The sequence below is a fragment of the Paraburkholderia sp. GAS33 genome, assembly GCF_050436645.1.
Classification (GTDB): Bacteria; Pseudomonadota; Gammaproteobacteria; order Burkholderiales; family Burkholderiaceae; genus Paraburkholderia; species Paraburkholderia phenazinium_B.
The window spans coordinates 67,387-84,164 of the sequence record NZ_JBNDMP010000001.1 but is presented as its reverse complement, the minus strand read 5'-3'; the positions used below and the strand labels follow the sequence as shown (position 1 = coordinate 84,164).

At 61.9% G+C, this 16,778-nt stretch carries 11 protein-coding genes; 3 read left to right on the top strand and 8 right to left on the bottom strand.

Translation table 11 applies throughout. The annotated features are described in order from the left end of the window. Window positions 1-18: 18 nt before the first annotated feature. From P3T24_RS00400 to P3T24_RS00370, 7 genes are all read right to left on the bottom strand, one after another. Window positions 19-1,086: a 2-aminoethylphosphonate aminotransferase gene (locus P3T24_RS00400; RefSeq protein ID WP_429433204.1), complete on the bottom strand. Its 1,068-nt coding sequence runs from the start codon at window positions 1,084-1,086 to the stop codon at window positions 19-21. Beyond that, window positions 1,086-2,261, bottom strand: a complete 1,176-nt coding sequence (gene aepY / locus P3T24_RS00395) for a phosphonopyruvate decarboxylase (protein ID WP_429431460.1) — start codon at window positions 2,259-2,261, stop codon at window positions 1,086-1,088. Before aepY ends, P3T24_RS00400 begins: the two co-directional genes overlap by 1 nt. After that, a complete protein-coding gene (aepX, locus tag P3T24_RS00390; RefSeq protein ID WP_429286050.1) occupies window positions 2,258-3,964 on the bottom strand; it encodes a phosphoenolpyruvate mutase in 1,707 nt (568 codons plus the stop codon). The genes aepY and aepX overlap by 4 nt, the downstream gene beginning before the upstream one ends. 646 nt (window positions 3,965-4,610) lie before the next feature. After that, entirely contained in the window at window positions 4,611-5,243 is a 633-nt protein-coding gene (locus tag P3T24_RS00385; RefSeq protein WP_429431457.1) for a hypothetical protein, read from the bottom strand. Window positions 5,244-5,382: 139 nt separating this feature from the next. Beyond that, complete coding sequence (locus P3T24_RS00380; protein ID WP_429431454.1) at window positions 5,383-6,663, bottom strand: SEL1-like repeat protein; 1,281 nt, start codon at window positions 6,661-6,663, stop codon at window positions 5,383-5,385. Between the two features lie 192 nt (window positions 6,664-6,855). Next, complete coding sequence (locus P3T24_RS00375) at window positions 6,856-8,136, bottom strand: SEL1-like repeat protein (RefSeq protein WP_429431452.1); 1,281 nt, start codon at window positions 8,134-8,136, stop codon at window positions 6,856-6,858. 3 nt (window positions 8,137-8,139) lie between these two features. Next, window positions 8,140-10,146 (bottom strand): phospholipase D-like domain-containing protein, encoded by a 2,007-nt coding sequence (locus P3T24_RS00370; protein ID WP_429431450.1) that lies wholly within the window; start codon window positions 10,144-10,146, stop codon window positions 8,140-8,142. 496 nt (window positions 10,147-10,642) lie between these two features. Between P3T24_RS00370 and P3T24_RS00365 the strand changes: the two genes are divergently transcribed. After that, window positions 10,643-12,187, top strand: coding sequence for a methyl-accepting chemotaxis protein (locus tag P3T24_RS00365; RefSeq protein WP_429286193.1), 1,545 nt, complete (start codon window positions 10,643-10,645; stop codon window positions 12,185-12,187). Between the two features lie 425 nt (window positions 12,188-12,612). Beyond that, a complete protein-coding gene (locus P3T24_RS00360) occupies window positions 12,613-14,409 on the top strand; it encodes a peptidoglycan D,D-transpeptidase FtsI family protein (RefSeq protein ID WP_429431448.1) in 1,797 nt (598 codons plus the stop codon). Window positions 14,410-14,445: 36 nt separating this feature from the next. Here the strand turns inward: P3T24_RS00360 and P3T24_RS00355 are convergent, their stop codons facing one another. Then, window positions 14,446-15,282 carry an AraC family transcriptional regulator gene (locus P3T24_RS00355; protein WP_074266250.1) on the bottom strand — a complete coding sequence of 279 codons (837 nt, stop codon included), beginning with the start codon at window positions 15,280-15,282 and terminating at the stop codon, window positions 14,446-14,448. Window positions 15,283-15,524: 242 nt separating this feature from the next. On the opposite strand from P3T24_RS00355, the gene P3T24_RS00350 reads away from it, so the two are divergent. Continuing rightward, entirely contained in the window at window positions 15,525-16,769 is a 1,245-nt protein-coding gene (locus P3T24_RS00350; RefSeq protein ID WP_429286056.1) for an ABC transporter substrate-binding protein, read from the top strand. Window positions 16,770-16,778 lie beyond the last annotated feature (9 nt).

Sequence of the window (16,778 nt, the reverse complement as noted above, 5' to 3'; positions counted from 1 at the left end):
TGCAGAGTCGGGCTGGCTTTAACGCGTGATTTCGGTAAAGCCTTGCAGCAGACGGTCGACGTCCGCGGGATGGATGTTGCCCATCGTCGAGATGCGGAACAGTTCCGCCGAGAGGCCGCCCTGGCCTGCGTAGATCACAAAACCGCGGGCCTTCAGCGCGTCGTGCAGTTGCGGGTAGCTGATGCCAGCCGGCAGCCGGTAAGCGCGCAACACCACCGACGACTGTTCCGGCGGCAGCACGCTCTCCATCCCGCGCGCAGCCAGACCTGCACGCGCCTGCTCGGCAAGCGCCGCATAGCGCGCGTGACGTGCCTTCCAGCCGCCTTCGTCCTCGAGTTCACGCAACGCTTCGACGAGTGCGTAGTAGGCGTGCACCGACGGCGTGAACGGCGTATTGCGCTGATCCTGCAGTTTGGCGAGACGCGCCAGGTCCAGGTAGTAGGTACGGCTTGCCGCGTGAACCAGGGCCTCGCGCCGCACAACGACAAACGACGCGCCTGGCACGCCATGCAGACACTTGTTGGCCGTGGCCGCCACGGCTGCGATGGTGCTGTCGGCGAAATCGATTGCTTCGGCAGCGAAGCTGCTGACGCCATCCACCAGCAGACGCACGCCGTGCTTGCGGCACACCGCAGCCAGCGCCTGCAGATCGTTCAGACGGCCGGTGGTGGTCTCGTGATGAATCACCGCCACGTGCGTAAAGCCCTCGCCCGCAGCGAGGCGTGCCGCGATACGGGCGAGATCGGGCGCCTGCATCCAGTCGTGCTTGAGTGCTTCGTGCGCGATACGGTACTGGCTCGCAATCTGCGTAATGCGTTCGCCGTACACGCCGTTCTCGATCACCAGCAGCTTGCCGTTCTCCGGCACCAGGCCCGCAATCATGCTTTCGACAGCAGCGGTACCCGAACCGGTCATCAGCACGGCTTGCCACTCGGCGGGGTCGAGCTGATAGATCTGCAGCAGACGCTCGCGCGCCTCTTCCTGCAGATCGAAGAACTCGCTCTCGCGATGACAGAGATCGGGCTGCAGCAGACTCTGACGCACACGCTCGGTCAGCGTCACGGGGCCGGGATTGAGCAACAGCATCATTGGGCTCCTTGAGCGGTGGCGATATGGCGCATAAGGCGTGTCTTCACATCCGGCGGAGTGATGGTGGGGCGCGGCAGGCCGTCCGGCGTGCCGCGACGGATCGCAAGACGCACGAAACGCGGGCCCTGCAGCGGCGGCGCGGCGAGTACTTCGTCGAGCACGGCCAGATCGTCGCTTTCGACCGCCGAGGCATAACCGCACGCGGCTGCGACGCCGGCGAACGACACCTGCGCAGACACCGTTGCCTGACCGCCGGTCGAATCGTGCGCGCCGTTGTCGAGCAGGACGTGTGTTAGATTGGATGGACCGTATGCTCCCAAGGTGGCGAACACGCCCATGCGCATCAGCGCGGCGCCGTCGCCGTCGACTGCGACAACGTGCAGGTCGGGACGCGTCAGCGCCAGACCGAGCGCAAACGGCGTCAGGCAGCCCATCGAGCCGACCATGTACAGCTGGTTCGGCCGGTCGTCGAGCGCATACAGTTCGCGCCCGCAAAAACCCGTGGATGCCAGCACCACCGTCGATTCAGCCGGCGTGTGCGCGATCACGCGCTGCAACGCGGCCTGGCGCGTCGGCAGCGCATCCGCCGCCGCGCCGCGCCACTGCGCTTGTGCCGCGGACGGCGTGCGCCGCGCCGCGCCGTCACCCTGCTTCAACTCATACGGCGCTACGCTGCCCTTCTGCATGACGAGCGCATACGGACGACCGGTCTCGTCCATGTGAGCAATCGCGCGATCGAGCGCCGGGCCGATGGCGTCGGCTTCGGTCGGGAACGTCTCCCACGGAATTTCCATGGTATCGAGCATGGCCGGCGTGACCGGTCCCATCAGCGCATGCTGCGGCTCGTCGGACACGCCGGGCTGGCCGCGCCACGTGACGATCAGCAGTTGCGGCAGACGGAACGTCCAGGTCAGCGACGTCAGCGGACTCACCGCATTGCCGAGCCCGGAGTTCTGCATCATCGTGACGCCCCGCCGGCCGTTCTGCGCGCCGAGCGTGACGCCGGCGATCAGCGCGACCGCGTCGCCTTCATTGGCCGCCGAGACGTAATGCAGCGACGGGTCCTGCAGCACATAGTTGATAAACGGCGTCAGATACGAACACGGCACACCGGCATACCAGTCGAAGCCACGCTCGCGCGCCGCCTCGACAAACTGTGCAGCCTCGATCATTGCGCCTCTCCGCTGGCGGCGCCAGAGGCGAGCGGCGTTTGCGAGTGTGCGAAATCGCCGGCACGACGGAAGTCTTCCAGATCGTTGACGCCGCGCCAGTGACCGTGCACGTACTGCACTTCGATCGCTTCACCGGCTTCGATCAGCGCGTTGAGCAGCGCGGGCATATCGAGCTTGTCGAAATCCGGACGAGCACGCAACGTGGTGAGCACGGCGTGCAGACGCTCGCGTCCTTCGCCGCGCACGTTCAAGAGACCAACCCAGCGGCCGTCCGGCTGCTTGACGTCGCTCGAAGTCGCGTTGCCCTGCAGCTCGCTCGATACGCGCTTGAGCAGCACCTTGTTGCCGAACAGACCGCGATCGTCCGACGCCGAGCACCATGCGAAGTCGCGCACGCTGCTGTTGACCGGCTCGGTCAGTGATGAATCCACCACGACGCTAAACGGCGCTTCGCTTTCGACCAGGTCGCGCACGATATAGCTGCGGAATAACAGATCGCCGTACGAGATGACCGTATCCGACTTGAGCGCATCGACAGCGCAGGCGAGCGAGGCCAGTTCGCCGGTCTCCGCATGGCGTTCGTTGACGACCAGCTTGATGCCGGCGGTTTCGATGGCATCGGCGCGATAGCCGCCGACCACGGTGATATCGTTGACGCCCTGCTTCTTGAACGCATCGACGAGCCAGCGCAACAGCGGCTTGCCGGCGATCGGCAACATGACCTTGGGACGATCCGCGGTCACGGCTTCAAGACCGGCGCCACGGCTGGCGGCCAGCACGACGGCCGAAGCCGACGCGCGCGAAGCCGACAAGTAGCGGTTTTCGGCTTCCGAGTATTCATCGGCGTCCTGCAGACGGAAGATTTCGTTGACGGAGGCGATGCGGTCCTCGACATCGACGAGTGTCTCGCTGGCGTGAATCTCCTTGGCGACGGCCTGCATAGCCGAGGTCGACGCGCGAATCAGATGGTTCGCCCAGATGACGGTGCTGATGCCCGCTTCGCGGAACACTTCGGTGGGGGTGCTGTAGTACTTGGTCGGCACGATGACGAGCGGACCACGGCCGGCCCATTCGCGGGCGAACTCGAGGATTTCGTCGGGACGCGACAGCTTGCTGTGAATCAGGATCGCGTCGGCGCCGGCCAGACGATAGGCTTCGGCGCGGCGCAGCGCTTCGTCCATGCCCCAGCCGGCGATGAGTGCTTCGACGCGCGCGACGATCGAGAAGTCCTCATCGGTCTGCGAGTCTTTGCCGGCCTTGATCTTGCCGCAGAACTCGTCCATTTCGGCGAGCGGCTGACGTTCGCCGTTGATGAAGCTGTTGGTCTTGGGGAACTGCTTGTCTTCGATACAGACGCCGGCGATGCCACGTTGTTCGAGTTTGCGCACGAGGCGGCGGACGTTATTGAAGTTACCGTAGCCGGTATCGCCATCGAGGAGGATGGGGAGATCGCTGGCATCGGCCATGAATTCGAGGTTATCGACGACCTGGGTCCAGCTGGCTTCGTTGTTGTCACGCACGCCGAACTGGGCGGAGATGGCGAGACCGGAGGCCCAGATGGCCTTGAAGCCGGCTTCCCGGACGATACGGGCGGAGAGGCCGTTGTGGGCCTCCATCATGAATTCGAGCTGGGTGCTGGTGAGCATCTGGCGCAGACGGGAGCTGCGCGAGGCGGCGACGAAAGCGGGTTCGCGGGCGTTCATGATTTGGGTGTGCTCCTGCGGTGTCTGTTTGCTGTTTTTTGCCTGCCGCGGGGTTGGATGTGCTTTGCTCGCGGCGCGGGTTTGGGTTTCATTGCCAATGGCGGCGGGTGATGTTCGCGGGTTTCATTGCGGTGTCACCGTGGTCTGGGCCAGTCTGGCGTCTGAAAAAAAGTGACTATAACGGATAAGGATTGTTTTCGCTTTTGCGGATGCCATTGCGGTTGCCATATATGGCGATTTTTGTGGAAATGTGGCTTTTTTTGCTGTTTTCATTATTTAGGGTTCTTTTTCTCATACTGAGGGTTTTGATTTTTTTGTTTATCTGGAATTGCGGTTTTTTATTTTCGCTTTCGCGGGTCGCTTGTTATTAGGGTGTTGGCCTTTCCTTGCATTTTTATCGGTCTATTAGCGATGCCCCTGCCCGGGGCGGCACTTACTTTCGCGCGTCCGACGTCGTTGTGTGGACAGATTCATTTTCAATCCGGAAGAGACAGCGAATGCTAGCCATCCTGCCCTGAAATGGCGGGCGACATGTGACAAGACGTCAGTCTGCAAGGATGCGATGGTCGTGCAAGCGGTGCTGCGCGTCGAGCCCGCGAAATGCGGCACTGATCTACGGATAATTCGGCTTCGTTGCCAATCTACCCTAGTGCGTGAGATCCGGATTCTGTTCAGTCGCACACGCGCGCAATGACGCCGCGATGGCAGGCTTTTTTATTTTGTCAAAGACATCCGCCATCTGCGCCTGTGCAACCGGATCGCCTTCGCGTGCAGCGCGCCAGCGCAACGATTCGGTCATATTGAGCGTGCCGTCGCTGGGCGTGTCGCCATCGTAGCCCGAACGCGCATCGAGTACGTCTGCGAGCTTGTTGTATCCGGCCGGAACATGATGCACAAGCAGCCAGGCGACAATCGGTACCGCGCCTTCCCAGTACTCGTCCTCAAGACTGCTGTTGACGAGCCGAGCTGCAGCGCGCCAATAACCAAGAGATGCCGCTTTCGCATATCCCCTGTCCGCTTCGAGCCCGCGCGTCGTAGAAGCCTGGTTGAATGCGGAAAGCGCAGCGGGAGACGGAGGGGGAAGTTCCAGCTTTGTACAACTGAATTTGGTCGGTGCATTTTCCGGCAGATTCGCCCAGCGCTCCTGCTCCTTTAACACGCGGTCGAGCGTGGATGCGACATCGCTATCCTTTGATGTTTTAAAGACCCAGTCGGTTCGGGCATGCTGGTTCTGCCACCAGTCGTCGTCCGCGCTGGCGTTCTGGGCAAAGACAACCATTGGAATCACTGCGACAGCAGATCAGGCGATTAAATCGTGATCTGCCAATAGGTATATATCTGAACATAACGCGGTCTAAGTGTTGATTGCGTCAGGAATCAAGGGTGGAAGTGGGCTTATATTCGTGTCGATTTATCTCCTATGCGTGATCGAGATAAGCCTTGAGGCTCCATTCCTCATTGGTGCGGTAGACGCGCATGCCGAGCAGCCAGTCCAGGCCAGGAATGAGACGGGGATCCTTCAGGGCGAGTGGCGGCATCGTCTCGCCTTTCCTGAAACGGCGCGTCGCGTCGTAGCTGACCGAAGCGAATCCCTGGACGCACCACACGCCGTCCTGCGGGCAGACTTCACCGGGGCGAACGAGCGTGCCCAGCGGCACGCGGCTCTCCAGTTCCTTTTCATGCGCGGTCCTGACCCGAAGCCCTGTCGCCGGGTCGAGGCTCTTCTCGCGGGCCAGTTTTTCAACCAGCGCATCGGAGGGTTTCTGCGGCGCCACGGCTGCGGCCTGTTCCTTCTCCCACTGGAACGTGCCGTCCCACGGCGGTAGTTTCGCCGGCGGCAGTGGCACGATCTGGTCAATGTCGGGGACTTTCGGGTTCAGACCTTCGTTGTCGTCGAGGAATTTACCGATCACTTCATAGCGGTGCGAGCGTTCGGGATCGTTCTGAACAGCAAGGTAATACAGGCGATCATCGGGTGGGGGACCCTTGAAGCCATTTTCCAGAAACGACGCGGCCTGACTGTTTCCCGCCATGATGCCCTGCTGGAAAGCCCTGACTGCTTCAGCGTAGAACTTGTCTGTCTTGCGGCCAATCGCCAGGGAGGTTGCGGCCTTGCCATGTCCCTGATCCGCTGAGCACCGGTACATCTGCAGCGCAACCTCAGGCGCGGCGTCGATCGGGTCCAGTTTCTCCGCGAGGTAATACTGCGCGTCCGGACTGCCCAGATCCGCTGCCTTGCGGAAATAGCGCAACGCGGTCTCGCTGTTCTGCTTCAGCCCGTAGCCGAGTTCGAGGTAATGCGCGATGTCGTAGTAGCCGCCCGGCACACCCTGTTTGACCAGTTGCGCTGCCAGGTCGATCGTCTCTTTCGGTGCATCCGGAGAATCGGCCAGTCCCGTCGATACCAGCGCCTGAAGGTTGGTGTTGGCCTTGTAGTGATCGTGAGCCGCCGCGATCCGGTAATACCGCGCGATATCGTCGAAGTCCTTCGGGCCGTCCTGCTTCTGCAGCCAGCGGCCGTATCTGAACAACTGGTCCGCATCAGTATCCAGCGGCGGCAGGTGGTCGTCCTCATGCATGCAGGTAAAGGCGAGATTCGCGCGCACGGCGCTCATGCTGGGTAGCGAAGCCAAGGGGTTCTCCTTGGTACAGGCGCAGGCAAGACTCGCCACCAGGGCGATGAGCATGCCTCGTCTCATGGGTCAATCCTCGTAAGTGCGTGTGGGCGAGATCCGCAGGAAATCCGCAAGGAACGCCGACGGGGTGGCTTACTGCCCAGGTATCTGGTGTTTCCTGAAATGATCCGGCTCCATTGCCGGTACGTGTCCGGCACGTCAGCGCCGCCCGATAACTAAATGGCGGGCGGCGCATGTTCGCCCGGACTCACGCCTTTATGTCTCGTCGACGTATGCCTTGAGGCTCCATTCCTCATTGGTGCGGTATACGCGCATGCCGAGCAGCCAGTCCAGGCCAGGAATGGGACGGGGATCCTTCAGGGCGAGTGGCGGCATCGTCTCGCCTTTCCTGAAACGGCGCGTCGCGTCGTAGCTGACCGAAGCAAATCCCCGGACACACCACACGCCGTCCTGCGGGCAGACTTCGCCGGGGCGAACAAGCGTGCCCAGCGGCACGCGGCTCTCCAGTTCCTTTTCATGCGCGGTCCTGACCCGAAGCCCTGTCGCCGGGTCGAGGCTCTTCTCACGGGCCAGCCTTTCAACCAGCGCATCGGACGGTTTCTGCGGCGCCACGGCTGCGGCCTGTTCCTTCTCCCACTGGAACGTGCCGTCCCACGGCGGCAGCGGTGCCGGCGGCAGTGGCACGATCTGGTCAACGTCGGGGACTTTCGGGTTCAGACCTTCGTTCCTGTCGAGGAATTTACGGATCGCTCTGTAGCGACGCGAGCGTTCGGGGTCGTTTGGGACAGCCAGATAATTCAGGCGATCGTCCGGTGGGGGGCCCTTGAAGCCGTCTTCAAGAAACGACGCAGCCATGCTGTTTCCCGCCATGACGCCTTGCTGGAAAGCCTTTACTGCTTCGGCGTAGAACTTTTCCGCTGCACGACCATCGGCCAGGGAGGTCGCGGCCTTGCCATGTCCCTGGTCTGCTGAGCACCGGTACATCTGCAGCGCAACCTCAGGTGCGGCGTCAACCGGGAACAGTTTCTCCGCGAGGTAATACTGTGCATCCGGACTGCCCAGGTCGGCCGCCTTGCGGAAATAGCGCAACGCGGTCTCGCTGTTCTGCTTCAGCCCGTACCCGAGCTCGAGGTAATGCGCGATGTCGTAGTAGCCGGCCGGCACGCCCTGTTTCACCAGCTGGATTGCCAGGTCGATCGTCTCTTTCGGTGCATCCGGAGAATCGGCCAGTCCCGTCGATACCAGCGCCTGAAGGTTGGTGTTGGCCTTGTAGTGATCGTGGGCCGCCGCGATCCGGTAATACCGCGCGATATCGTCGAAGTCCTTCGGGCCGTCCTGCTTCTGCAGCCAGCGGCCGTATCTGAACAGCTGGTCCGCTGCAGGATCGAGCGGCGGCAAGTGGTCGTCCTCGTGTACGCAGGTAAAGGCGAGATTCGCGCGCACGGCGCTGATGCTAGGTAGTGAAGCCAACGGGTTCTCCTTGGTACAGGCGCAGGCAAGACTCGCCACCAGGGCGATGAGCATGCCTCGTCTCATGGGTCAATCCTCGTAAGTGCGTGTGGGCGAGGCCCGCAGGAAGCCCACAAGGGACGCCATCGGAGCCTGCTTCAAGGCTTTGTATCTGGTGTTCCGGGAGATGATCTTGCCCCATTGCTGATACGCCTCCGACACATCCTCCTGAGCACCCAGATTGTTCGTATGCAGCGCCCACATCTGTTTGCGCAGCGCGGACGTCAGGCCTCCATGCTCATGGCAGATATTCAGTTCGCTATCCACCTCCATGCTGCGCCGGTTGACGTTGGCCGAGCCGTGCGTCGTAAACACGTCGTCGACGATCATCAGCTTCTGGTGGACATAGACGTAGTCCCACGCCTTGCCTGCAGGCGTGTCCGGTGCGACCAGGGTACAGACCAGCACCTTCATCCCCGGCATATCCTGCGGCGGCACCAGCTCTCCGTCCTTCGTCATGCCGTCCGGGCTCACGCTCGCCACCCGCTGTTTCTCCTGCCTCGTCTGCTCCAGCTGCTGCCCGATTTCCGCCTGCCGGGTCTGTGCGCCCTGCAGGTAATTCGCAAGCCCCTGCATCTGCGAGAAACCCGCGCCCTGCATCATCGCGCGCTGGCTGGATGCCTGTTCGTCAGCAAGCTGCTTCTCCAGCGTCTGCTCCTGCTGCGTAAGCTGGTCGTTCTTCTCCAGTGTCTCGACCCCGGGCATCCGGTCGCCATATCCGAGCGCCGCGAGCATCTGGTAGCTGCTCACTGTCCCGCGGCCGATGCCGTCGTCGTTCGAGTTCGTGACCACGAACAGATACACCTCACCATGCTTCGCCGGGTTGCGCCCCCACTTGATCTGCGCGTTGACGTTCTCCCGCAGCCTGTCGGCCACCGGCATGTAACGGAAATACTGGTTTTCGATGTACACGAATCTCGTCGTGTTGTTCACCGCCTGCAGGTACAGCGACGCGATGTCCTTCGTGCCGTCCTTGCCGTGCTGCGACTGCGTGCGAAGGATCTGCGCCATCACCGGCGTACCGTGATCCGCGCGCAGCTTCAGCCGGCAAGCCAGCGCCGCCCGCGCCTGGGTCAGGTTCTGCCCGGTCGCGTCGTCCCACGCCTGGCAGAAATTCTCGTTCAGGTACTCGAGGACCGGACCCGTCACCTTCGCGGACATGTCCTGCCGCGGATGCAGGCCGTTGCGTCCCATTCGCGGCGCCTGCCGCAGCCAGGTGTGATCGTCCCGGTCCCAGTATTCATCCAGCGTGTTGTGCCCCATCACGAACCCGATGGCCCGCTCGGGAAGCTCGTAGTCGACAAGCACCATCTTCTGGTGATGCGAGGGCTCCGCCGTCATCGCCGCGGTGTTCCGCTCTCTCAGCGTGGGGTCGTCCGCCGGGCCGCTCATCCATGTGCGCCAGGCGATTTCGGCACGCTCCCTCAGATCGAAATCGCGCGTGGCGAATTCAATGTTTGCCAGCGGCCTGGGCGCGCCCGGCAACGCGTTCAATGCCGCGGTCACCACCGATTTCGCTGCGGGGAACGGATTGGCCCTCGTCCCGGCCGACATCCGCGTGACATTGTTCCGGTTGGCCCGCCAGTACCAGAGCTGGTCGAATTCGCGCTGGGCGCGGGTGCGCCCGTCCTGCGCAGCACCCGCCAGCCCGACTGGCCCGTGGTTGCCTGGCATCATGTCTTCCGAGAAGGACGCCACGTGCAGTGAGTCGCTCCAGACCAGCAGCCGGATCCTGATGTGAGGTTTCTCGAGGCCCTTGTATTCGAGCAGTTCACCGATCGACGGCGAACCCGCCGCGTCGCTGCCCCGTCTGAAATACATGGACGGCTGGAAACCCCAGCACAGGATATCGATGCTGTGCTCCGCGTTTCGTATGGCGTCGAACACCGCCGCGAAGGCCGTCTCGCCATTCACGAGCGGCAGGTAGGTGGCCTGCGCGGGGTTGTATTCGGTGCGCTGCACGAACCATGGGGACGTGAGCGTTGCGCTTCGCGTGCAGGAGAGCGCGAGCGGCGTGGTAGCGCTCTGCTGTTTCATGGTCAGGCGTCCGTATCAGGGTTGAGCAGCGGGTTGCGCCTGATTCAGCAGGACTGCAAAGATCAGGAGGCCGCGATGCGGAGCTTGTTTAGCTCCTGAAGGTTTTTACCCCGCATGCCATCCCGATTCGTGCGGAAAAATCTGCAAATCAGTCGTTGAAAGTCGAGGCGCCATTCGGCAGGCTTCGCTCTTATCCAGCGACACCCGGAAAAGCCGTGCCCATTTCCATCTCGCGTACAAACTCTCCTGATGCAATGGGGCTTAAGTTGAGAGCACTGCCCCGCAAAGGGGCATCGCTAATAGACCGATAAGAACGCAAGGAAAGGCCAAAACCCCAATAAAACAAATAAACGCATTAATCAGACAAAAACAAAAAACAAAAACCCAGGGTTCCCCCCTACTTCACCAAAAACCCGGCGAAGCCGTTAAACACCATAACCCCAAGCCCGCCGCGGGCGAAAAAACACCCTCACCTGGAACTCGCAAAATGCCCTCCATGACCTTGAACAAAAAACTCGGGTCGATGATCCTCATCTTATGGATCGGCCTGATTCTGATCGGCGGCTTTGGCGCGTACCAAAACCGCGCCTCCATGATCTCCGAGCGCCGCGATCAACTCATGGCCGTCGCCCAGCAATCCGTCAGCATCATTAACCACTACTACACGCTGTCCCAGCAACACGCCCTCAGCGAGCCCGACGCCCAGAAACAGGCCCTCGCCGTCCTCGCCTCCGTGCGCTACGGCAAAGACGGCTATGTCTCAGTCAACAACTCGCAGCCGGTCGTGCTGATGCACCCCATCAAGCCCGAACTCAACGGCAAGGACATGTCCCAGTTCACCGATCCAGCCGGCAATCATCTGTACGTCAACATCGTCAACGCGGGTAACAGCAACGTCAACGGCGGCTTCGTCTCGTATCTGTGGAGCAAACCCGGCCATGATCAGCCCGTCCCCAAAACCAGCGTCTCACTGCGCTTCGCCCCCTGGGACTGGTACGTCGTCACCGGTATGTACATGGACGACGTTCAGCAAGCCTTCTACGCCAGTCTCATCGTCTGGCTCGCCATCACCACGGTCCTCGGCGGCATCGCCACGTTCGTCATGATGCTGGTGCTGCGCAGCGTACGTCACGCTCTCGGTGGCGAGCTCGAAATCGCCGTCATCGCCGCACAGCGTATGGCAAGCGGCAATCTCGCCGTCAACGTGCCGGTCCAGTATCGCGATACCGGTAGCCTGTTGCACGCCCTGCACACCATGCAGGCCGGCCTCGTCGAAACCGTGTCGCGCGTGCGCACCGGAACGGAAAACATCAACGTGGGCGCTTCCGAAATCGCCGCCGGCAATACCGATCTCTCGCAACGCACCGAGCAACAGGCCGCTGCGCTCGTCCAGACCGCCTCCAGCATGGATCAGATGACGGTCAACGTTAAGCAGAACGCCGAGAGCGCCACCCAGGCCGCGCAACTCGCCGGCCAGGCAGCGGACGTCGCCACGCGCGGCAGCCGCGTCGTCGACGACGTGGTCCGCACCATGGGCGAAATCACGCATAGCTCGCGTCAGATCGGTGACATCATCGGCGTAATCGATGGGATCGCTTTCCAGACCAACATCCTCGCCCTCAATGCAGCCGTCGAAGCGGCTCGCGCTGGCGAACAGGGCCGCGGCTTCGCCGTCGTCGCCTCGGAAGTGCGCAGCCTCGCACAACGCTCGGCCACCGCTGCCAAGGAAATCAAGGCGCTGATCGAAACCTCCACGAATACTGTCGAGGCCGGTGCATCGCTAGTTGCCAATGCCGGTTCGACGATGGGCGAGATCGTGCAGTCGGTACGCCGCGTCAATGAAATTCTCGAGGAAATCAGCCACGCCTCGCGTGAGCAAAGCGCCGGCATCGAACAGGTCAATCGCGCGGTCGGTGAGATGGATCAGGTCACGCAGCAGAACGCGGCATTGGTCGAGCAGGCTGCCGCCGCCGCGCACTCGCTCAAGGATCAGGTCGGCTCGCTGCGCGAAGCAATCTCGAGTTTTGCGCTGCCGGCCTGAGGGCGAGCGGCTATAGCTATACATACGTTACCTGTTTCTGCCGGGCGCCTTTAACACGCGCTCGATGCCTGAAAAGAAGGCGCCCGCAAAACGCCTATTGGGATGCGTTTGGTGGCCGGGCGCCTCTCAACACGCCGCGTCGGAGAGACGCATTGTTTGAACGAACCAGTCGCGCGGATTTTTCAGGCTGCGTGGCTGGTTTTTGACCCGCCGCCTTCCTTCTCTTCGTGTTTCCCTACGCGCACCGATCTACGGAAGCGCAACTTCTCTCCCCTTTGCAACCCGCTTAAGCAAAGCCCGACGTCCTTGACGCGACGTGCTTGCTCGCCGTCGCTATGCGCTCGCATAGGCCTCGCATTAATATTACGTTTTAATTACAATCACGGCGTTGCCGCCACCTGCGTTCGCTGCCCGCATCCGCACTCATGTTCCAGAAGCCAAGATCGCAGCCACCTCGGACTTACGCATCAGCCGCGAGACACCCGATGCTCGCGTCGCGCCTGCCGACATGGCGTTCGAAATTCATTATCGTGCTGATGTTCGCGGCATTCGGCGGCCTCGCCGCACGCGCTTTCTGGGTCCAGGTGGTCAATCAGAACTTTTATGCCGGCCAGGGACAAAAGCGCTATCAACGCGTCATCGAACTGGACGCCACACGCGGACGGATTGTCGATCGCAACGGTTCAATGCTCGCGGTCAGTCTCGCGACCTATGAGGTCTGGGCAACGCCCAGGCTGCTCGATGAGACATGCTTTTTGCCGCTCGCCAGGCTGCTCAAGGTGCCGCTCGTGGAACTACGCAGCCGTGTAGCGGGTGACAAAACATTCGTACTGCTCAAGCGCCAGGTGGACGCAGACACAGCCAGCGCGATCGACAAGCTGCAACTCGCCGGCATCACGCAGATCGCCGATTCGAAGCGCTTCTATCCGGAAGGTGAATCGGCGGCGCATGTGGTCGGCTTCACGGATATCGAGGACAAAGGCCAGGAAGGCGTCGAACTCGCCGCCAACCTGCAGTTAAGCGGCGCGGCGGGTCAGCGCGAGGTGATCCGCGACCGGCTCGGCCGGGTGGTGTCGGACACGCGTCCACTCGTACCGGCGCACAACGGCGCGACGATCCGCCTGACCATCGACCGCCGCATCCAGCAACTCGCCTATGCGCAACTGAAGACGGCGATTGCGAAGCACAGTGCGGAAGCTGGCAGCGTCGTGGTGCTCGACGCGCGCAACGGCGAGATCCTCGCACTCGCGAACTATCCGAGCTTCGATCCGAACGACCGCACGCGCCTGAGCGGCCGGCAACTGCGCAATCGGGCCGTCGTCGATACGTTCGAGCCGGGGTCGACGATCAAGCCGCTGGTCGTCGCGCTATCTATAGACAAGGGTATGGTCGGGCCGCAAAGCCTGATCGATACAACGCCGGGGTGGTACCGGATTGGACCAGCCGTGATTCACGACACCTCGAATCACGGCGTGATGACCGTGGCCGAAGCGGTGCAGAAGTCGAGCAACATCGCACTCGCCAAACTCGCGCTCAATCTGCCGGCCGAGACGATCTGGAACAAGTACCAGGAGTATGGCCTCGGGCGCCGGCCGGAGCTGACCTTCCCCGGCGCTGCCGCGGGCAAGGTGCGGCCGCACAGACGCTGGCGGCCCATCGAGCAGGCCACGATGGCTTATGGCTACGGGCTGTCGGCGTCGCTGCTGCAACTCGCGCAGATGTACACCGCCTACGCGGGCGACGGCACGCTGCATCCGGTGCGTTTGCTGCTGGCGGATACGGTCGACCGGCAACCCGGTGGGCAAATGAATGAACAACAGGATGGTGACGCCCTCGCCCCTGCTGCAGACACCGGCGACTCGCCGCTCACCGCCGGCTTTAGCCACGCAGTGACGACGCCCGCCACCGCACATGCCATCCGCGAGATGCTCGAAATGGCGACCGGACCGGGTGGCACCGGACGCGCCGCGGCAGTCGACGGCTACCGGGTCGGTGGCAAGACCGGGACGGCGCGCAAGCAGATCGGCGCGTCGTACGCGAAGAATCGCTATCGTGCGTTGTTCGTCGGCATGGCGCCGATGAGCGACCCGCGCCTGATCGTCGCCGTCATGATCGACGATCCGGCTGGCAAGGCATTCTACGGCGGCACGGTTGCCGGTCCTGTGTTCGGCGCGGTGACCGGTGGGGCGTTGCAGTTGTTAGGTGTGCCGCCGGATGCGTGAGGCAGAGACGGTAACAGCGCCGCCGCATGCGCGCCCTCAGGCCGTATTCACATGCACCCGCACATGCAGGCGCCGGAACGCGTTCGGCGTCATCCCTCTGCTTCTCTTGAACAGCCGCCTGAAATATCCGCTGTCCTCGAACCCACACGCATAAGCGACCTGCGCGATCGTCAAGCGGTCTTCCGCAAGCAGGATGGCCGCGTGCAGCATGCGCTGTTCGTGTACCGCGTCCGTCAACGTGCGCCCATAGGTGGCGCGATACACGCGCCCCAGGTAGTCCGCATTGCAGTCAAGATGCGCGGCAATCGCCGAGGCGTTGATCGCTTCATGAAAATGCGTGCGAATCCATTGATCGGCGCTCGCCGCGAGTTGCTGGGGCGCGCCGTCGGCCGCCGTCGCCGCGACCCGCGAGCGCTTGAGTTCCCATAGCATTAGCAGGATCGTCAGGCTGTCCGGCAACGGTTGCACGCCGTAGATCTGCTGATCGTTCAACAGGCGCTGGAACATGCCAGATAAATGATCGGGCCGCTCGACCCGGGCGTGTTGAGGAATCTCCAGCAACACTTCCAAGGCCGACCCGCTGTGCGGCGCGTCTGGCAACGTGAAATGCACCCAATAGAACCTGAGATCCGGTGCAAACGGCGACGTCCCGCCATGCAGCCGCCCAGGCCAAAGCAGCAGTGTCTCCCCTGCGTTCACCTCGAATAGCTGTCCGCCTTCGTGAAGATTCAGGCAACCCTGCCGCACGTAGATCAGCTCGTACGACTGGATCGTTCGCGATGGATGCACGCCCACTCCGCGCGACACAAACAGCCCGCCATTGCTTGCTTCGAGACCCAGTGGAAATGCCAGATGGAGCGCGGGATCGGTCATTACGCAAAAAGTCGGAATTAGCGCGTTTTACTGCGGTTTCTTCATCTTGCGAGGGCAGGTCGGGCGTGTCAAGCTTTCCAGACTTGGCGTTCGTGGGAAGTCGGAAAGATTCGGTACGACCCGCCAAGGTCGAAAAAATCACATTTCTCAGAAGCAACCGATGCGTGTACCCGGCTGGCACAGCGAGCCCGACGGTCCGGAAAGCGTCGCGGGACGTGCATCGGCAATAGGAGGAGACACCTATGATTCGTTGCAACCGATGGCTTCGTCTATGGGCATGCGCGACAGTGCTCGCCGCCACTCACGCCCAGGCTGACGATGGTCTTTCTTTCTGGGTGCGCGCGTCGGACTCGGGTTTTGTGACCCCGGTCGTTACCGCATGGAACGCGAGCCATCCCACCAAGGTCAACCTGACCATCATTCCGAATGACGACTTCGTGACAAAGTTCGGCACGGCGTCGGCTGGCGGCGCTGCGCCCGACGTGATTGCAATCGATCTGATCTACACGCCCGAGTTCGCGCACGACGGGCAGTTGACCGACATCACGGATGAAGCCAAAAAGCTGCCCTTCTATCAGAGCCTGAGTCCATCGCATATGCGGCTCGGAACTTATCAGGGCAAGCAATACGCGCTGCCCTTTAGCGCTGAAAGTTCGATGCTGCTGTACAACAAGACATTGTTCAAACGCGCCGGATTGAATCCCGACCAGCCGCCCAAAACCTGGGCCGAACTCGAAGCCGATGCGAAAAAGATCACCGCGCTCGGCGGCGGGGTTAAAGGTTTCTATTTCTCGGGCGCCTGCGGCAGCTGCAACATCTTTACGTTGACGCCTTATGTGTGGGCCTCGGGCGGTGACGTGCTGTCGGCCGACGGCAAGACAGCGACGCTCAAGAATCCAGCGCTCGAAGGCACGCTCGCCATGTACCGTCGTATGTGGGAAGCGGGGGAGATGCCCGCAAGCGCCAAGACCGACAGCGGCGTCAATTTCATCAACGCATTCGAGACCGGGAAAATCGGCATGGTCGGGTCCGGCGCGTTTTCAATCGGCGTCCTGAAGAAAAGTCATCCAGAGATAGATTTCGGACTCGCGTATCTGCCGGGTCAGAACAGTGGCTGGGCGAGCTTCGCCGGCGGCGATGTGATCGCGATCCCAGCCGGTTCACAGCACAAGAAAGACGCGATGGAGTTCATCAAGTGGTGTCTTGGCGAACAGGTCCAGGTCGATCAGTTTGCGAAAAACGGCAGCATCCCCGTGCGGGTCGACCTCGCGAGCAACGCGTATAGCAAGCTCGACGGCCGTTATTTGACCGCCGCGACGGCTATGAGTCAGGGCAAAACGCCCTATAGCATCAAGTTCAACCAGTTGATCAACGATCCAAACGGACCCTGGGCCGCCATGATCCAGGAAGCTGTCTTCGGCAAGGGCGTGGATGTTGCCGTTTCAAATGCGCAAGACCGCTTCACCCAGATCCTGAACACACCATAGGATTTAACG

Coding starts and splice junctions, on each gene's coding strand:
- P3T24_RS00400 (WP_429433204.1), bottom strand. CDS start 1,086: ATGCTGTTGCTCAATCCCGGCCCCGTGACGCTGACCGAGCGTGTGCGT.
- aepY (WP_429431460.1), bottom strand. CDS start 2,261: ATGATCGAGGCTGCACAGTTTGTCGAGGCGGCGCGCGAGCGTGGCTTC.
- aepX (WP_429286050.1), bottom strand. CDS start 3,964: ATGAACGCCCGCGAACCCGCTTTCGTCGCCGCCTCGCGCAGCTCCCGT.
- P3T24_RS00385 (WP_429431457.1), bottom strand. CDS start 5,243: ATGGTTGTCTTTGCCCAGAACGCCAGCGCGGACGACGACTGGTGGCAG.
- P3T24_RS00380 (WP_429431454.1), bottom strand. CDS start 6,663: ATGAGACGAGGCATGCTCATCGCCCTGGTGGCGAGTCTTGCCTGCGCC.
- P3T24_RS00375 (WP_429431452.1), bottom strand. CDS start 8,136: ATGAGACGAGGCATGCTCATCGCCCTGGTGGCGAGTCTTGCCTGCGCC.
- P3T24_RS00370 (WP_429431450.1), bottom strand. CDS start 10,146: ATGAAACAGCAGAGCGCTACCACGCCGCTCGCGCTCTCCTGCACGCGA.
- P3T24_RS00365 (WP_429286193.1), top strand. CDS start 10,643: ATGACCTTGAACAAAAAACTCGGGTCGATGATCCTCATCTTATGGATC.
- P3T24_RS00360 (WP_429431448.1), top strand. CDS start 12,613: ATGTTCCAGAAGCCAAGATCGCAGCCACCTCGGACTTACGCATCAGCC.
- P3T24_RS00355 (WP_074266250.1), bottom strand. CDS start 15,282: ATGACCGATCCCGCGCTCCATCTGGCATTTCCACTGGGTCTCGAAGCA.
- P3T24_RS00350 (WP_429286056.1), top strand. CDS start 15,525: ATGATTCGTTGCAACCGATGGCTTCGTCTATGGGCATGCGCGACAGTG.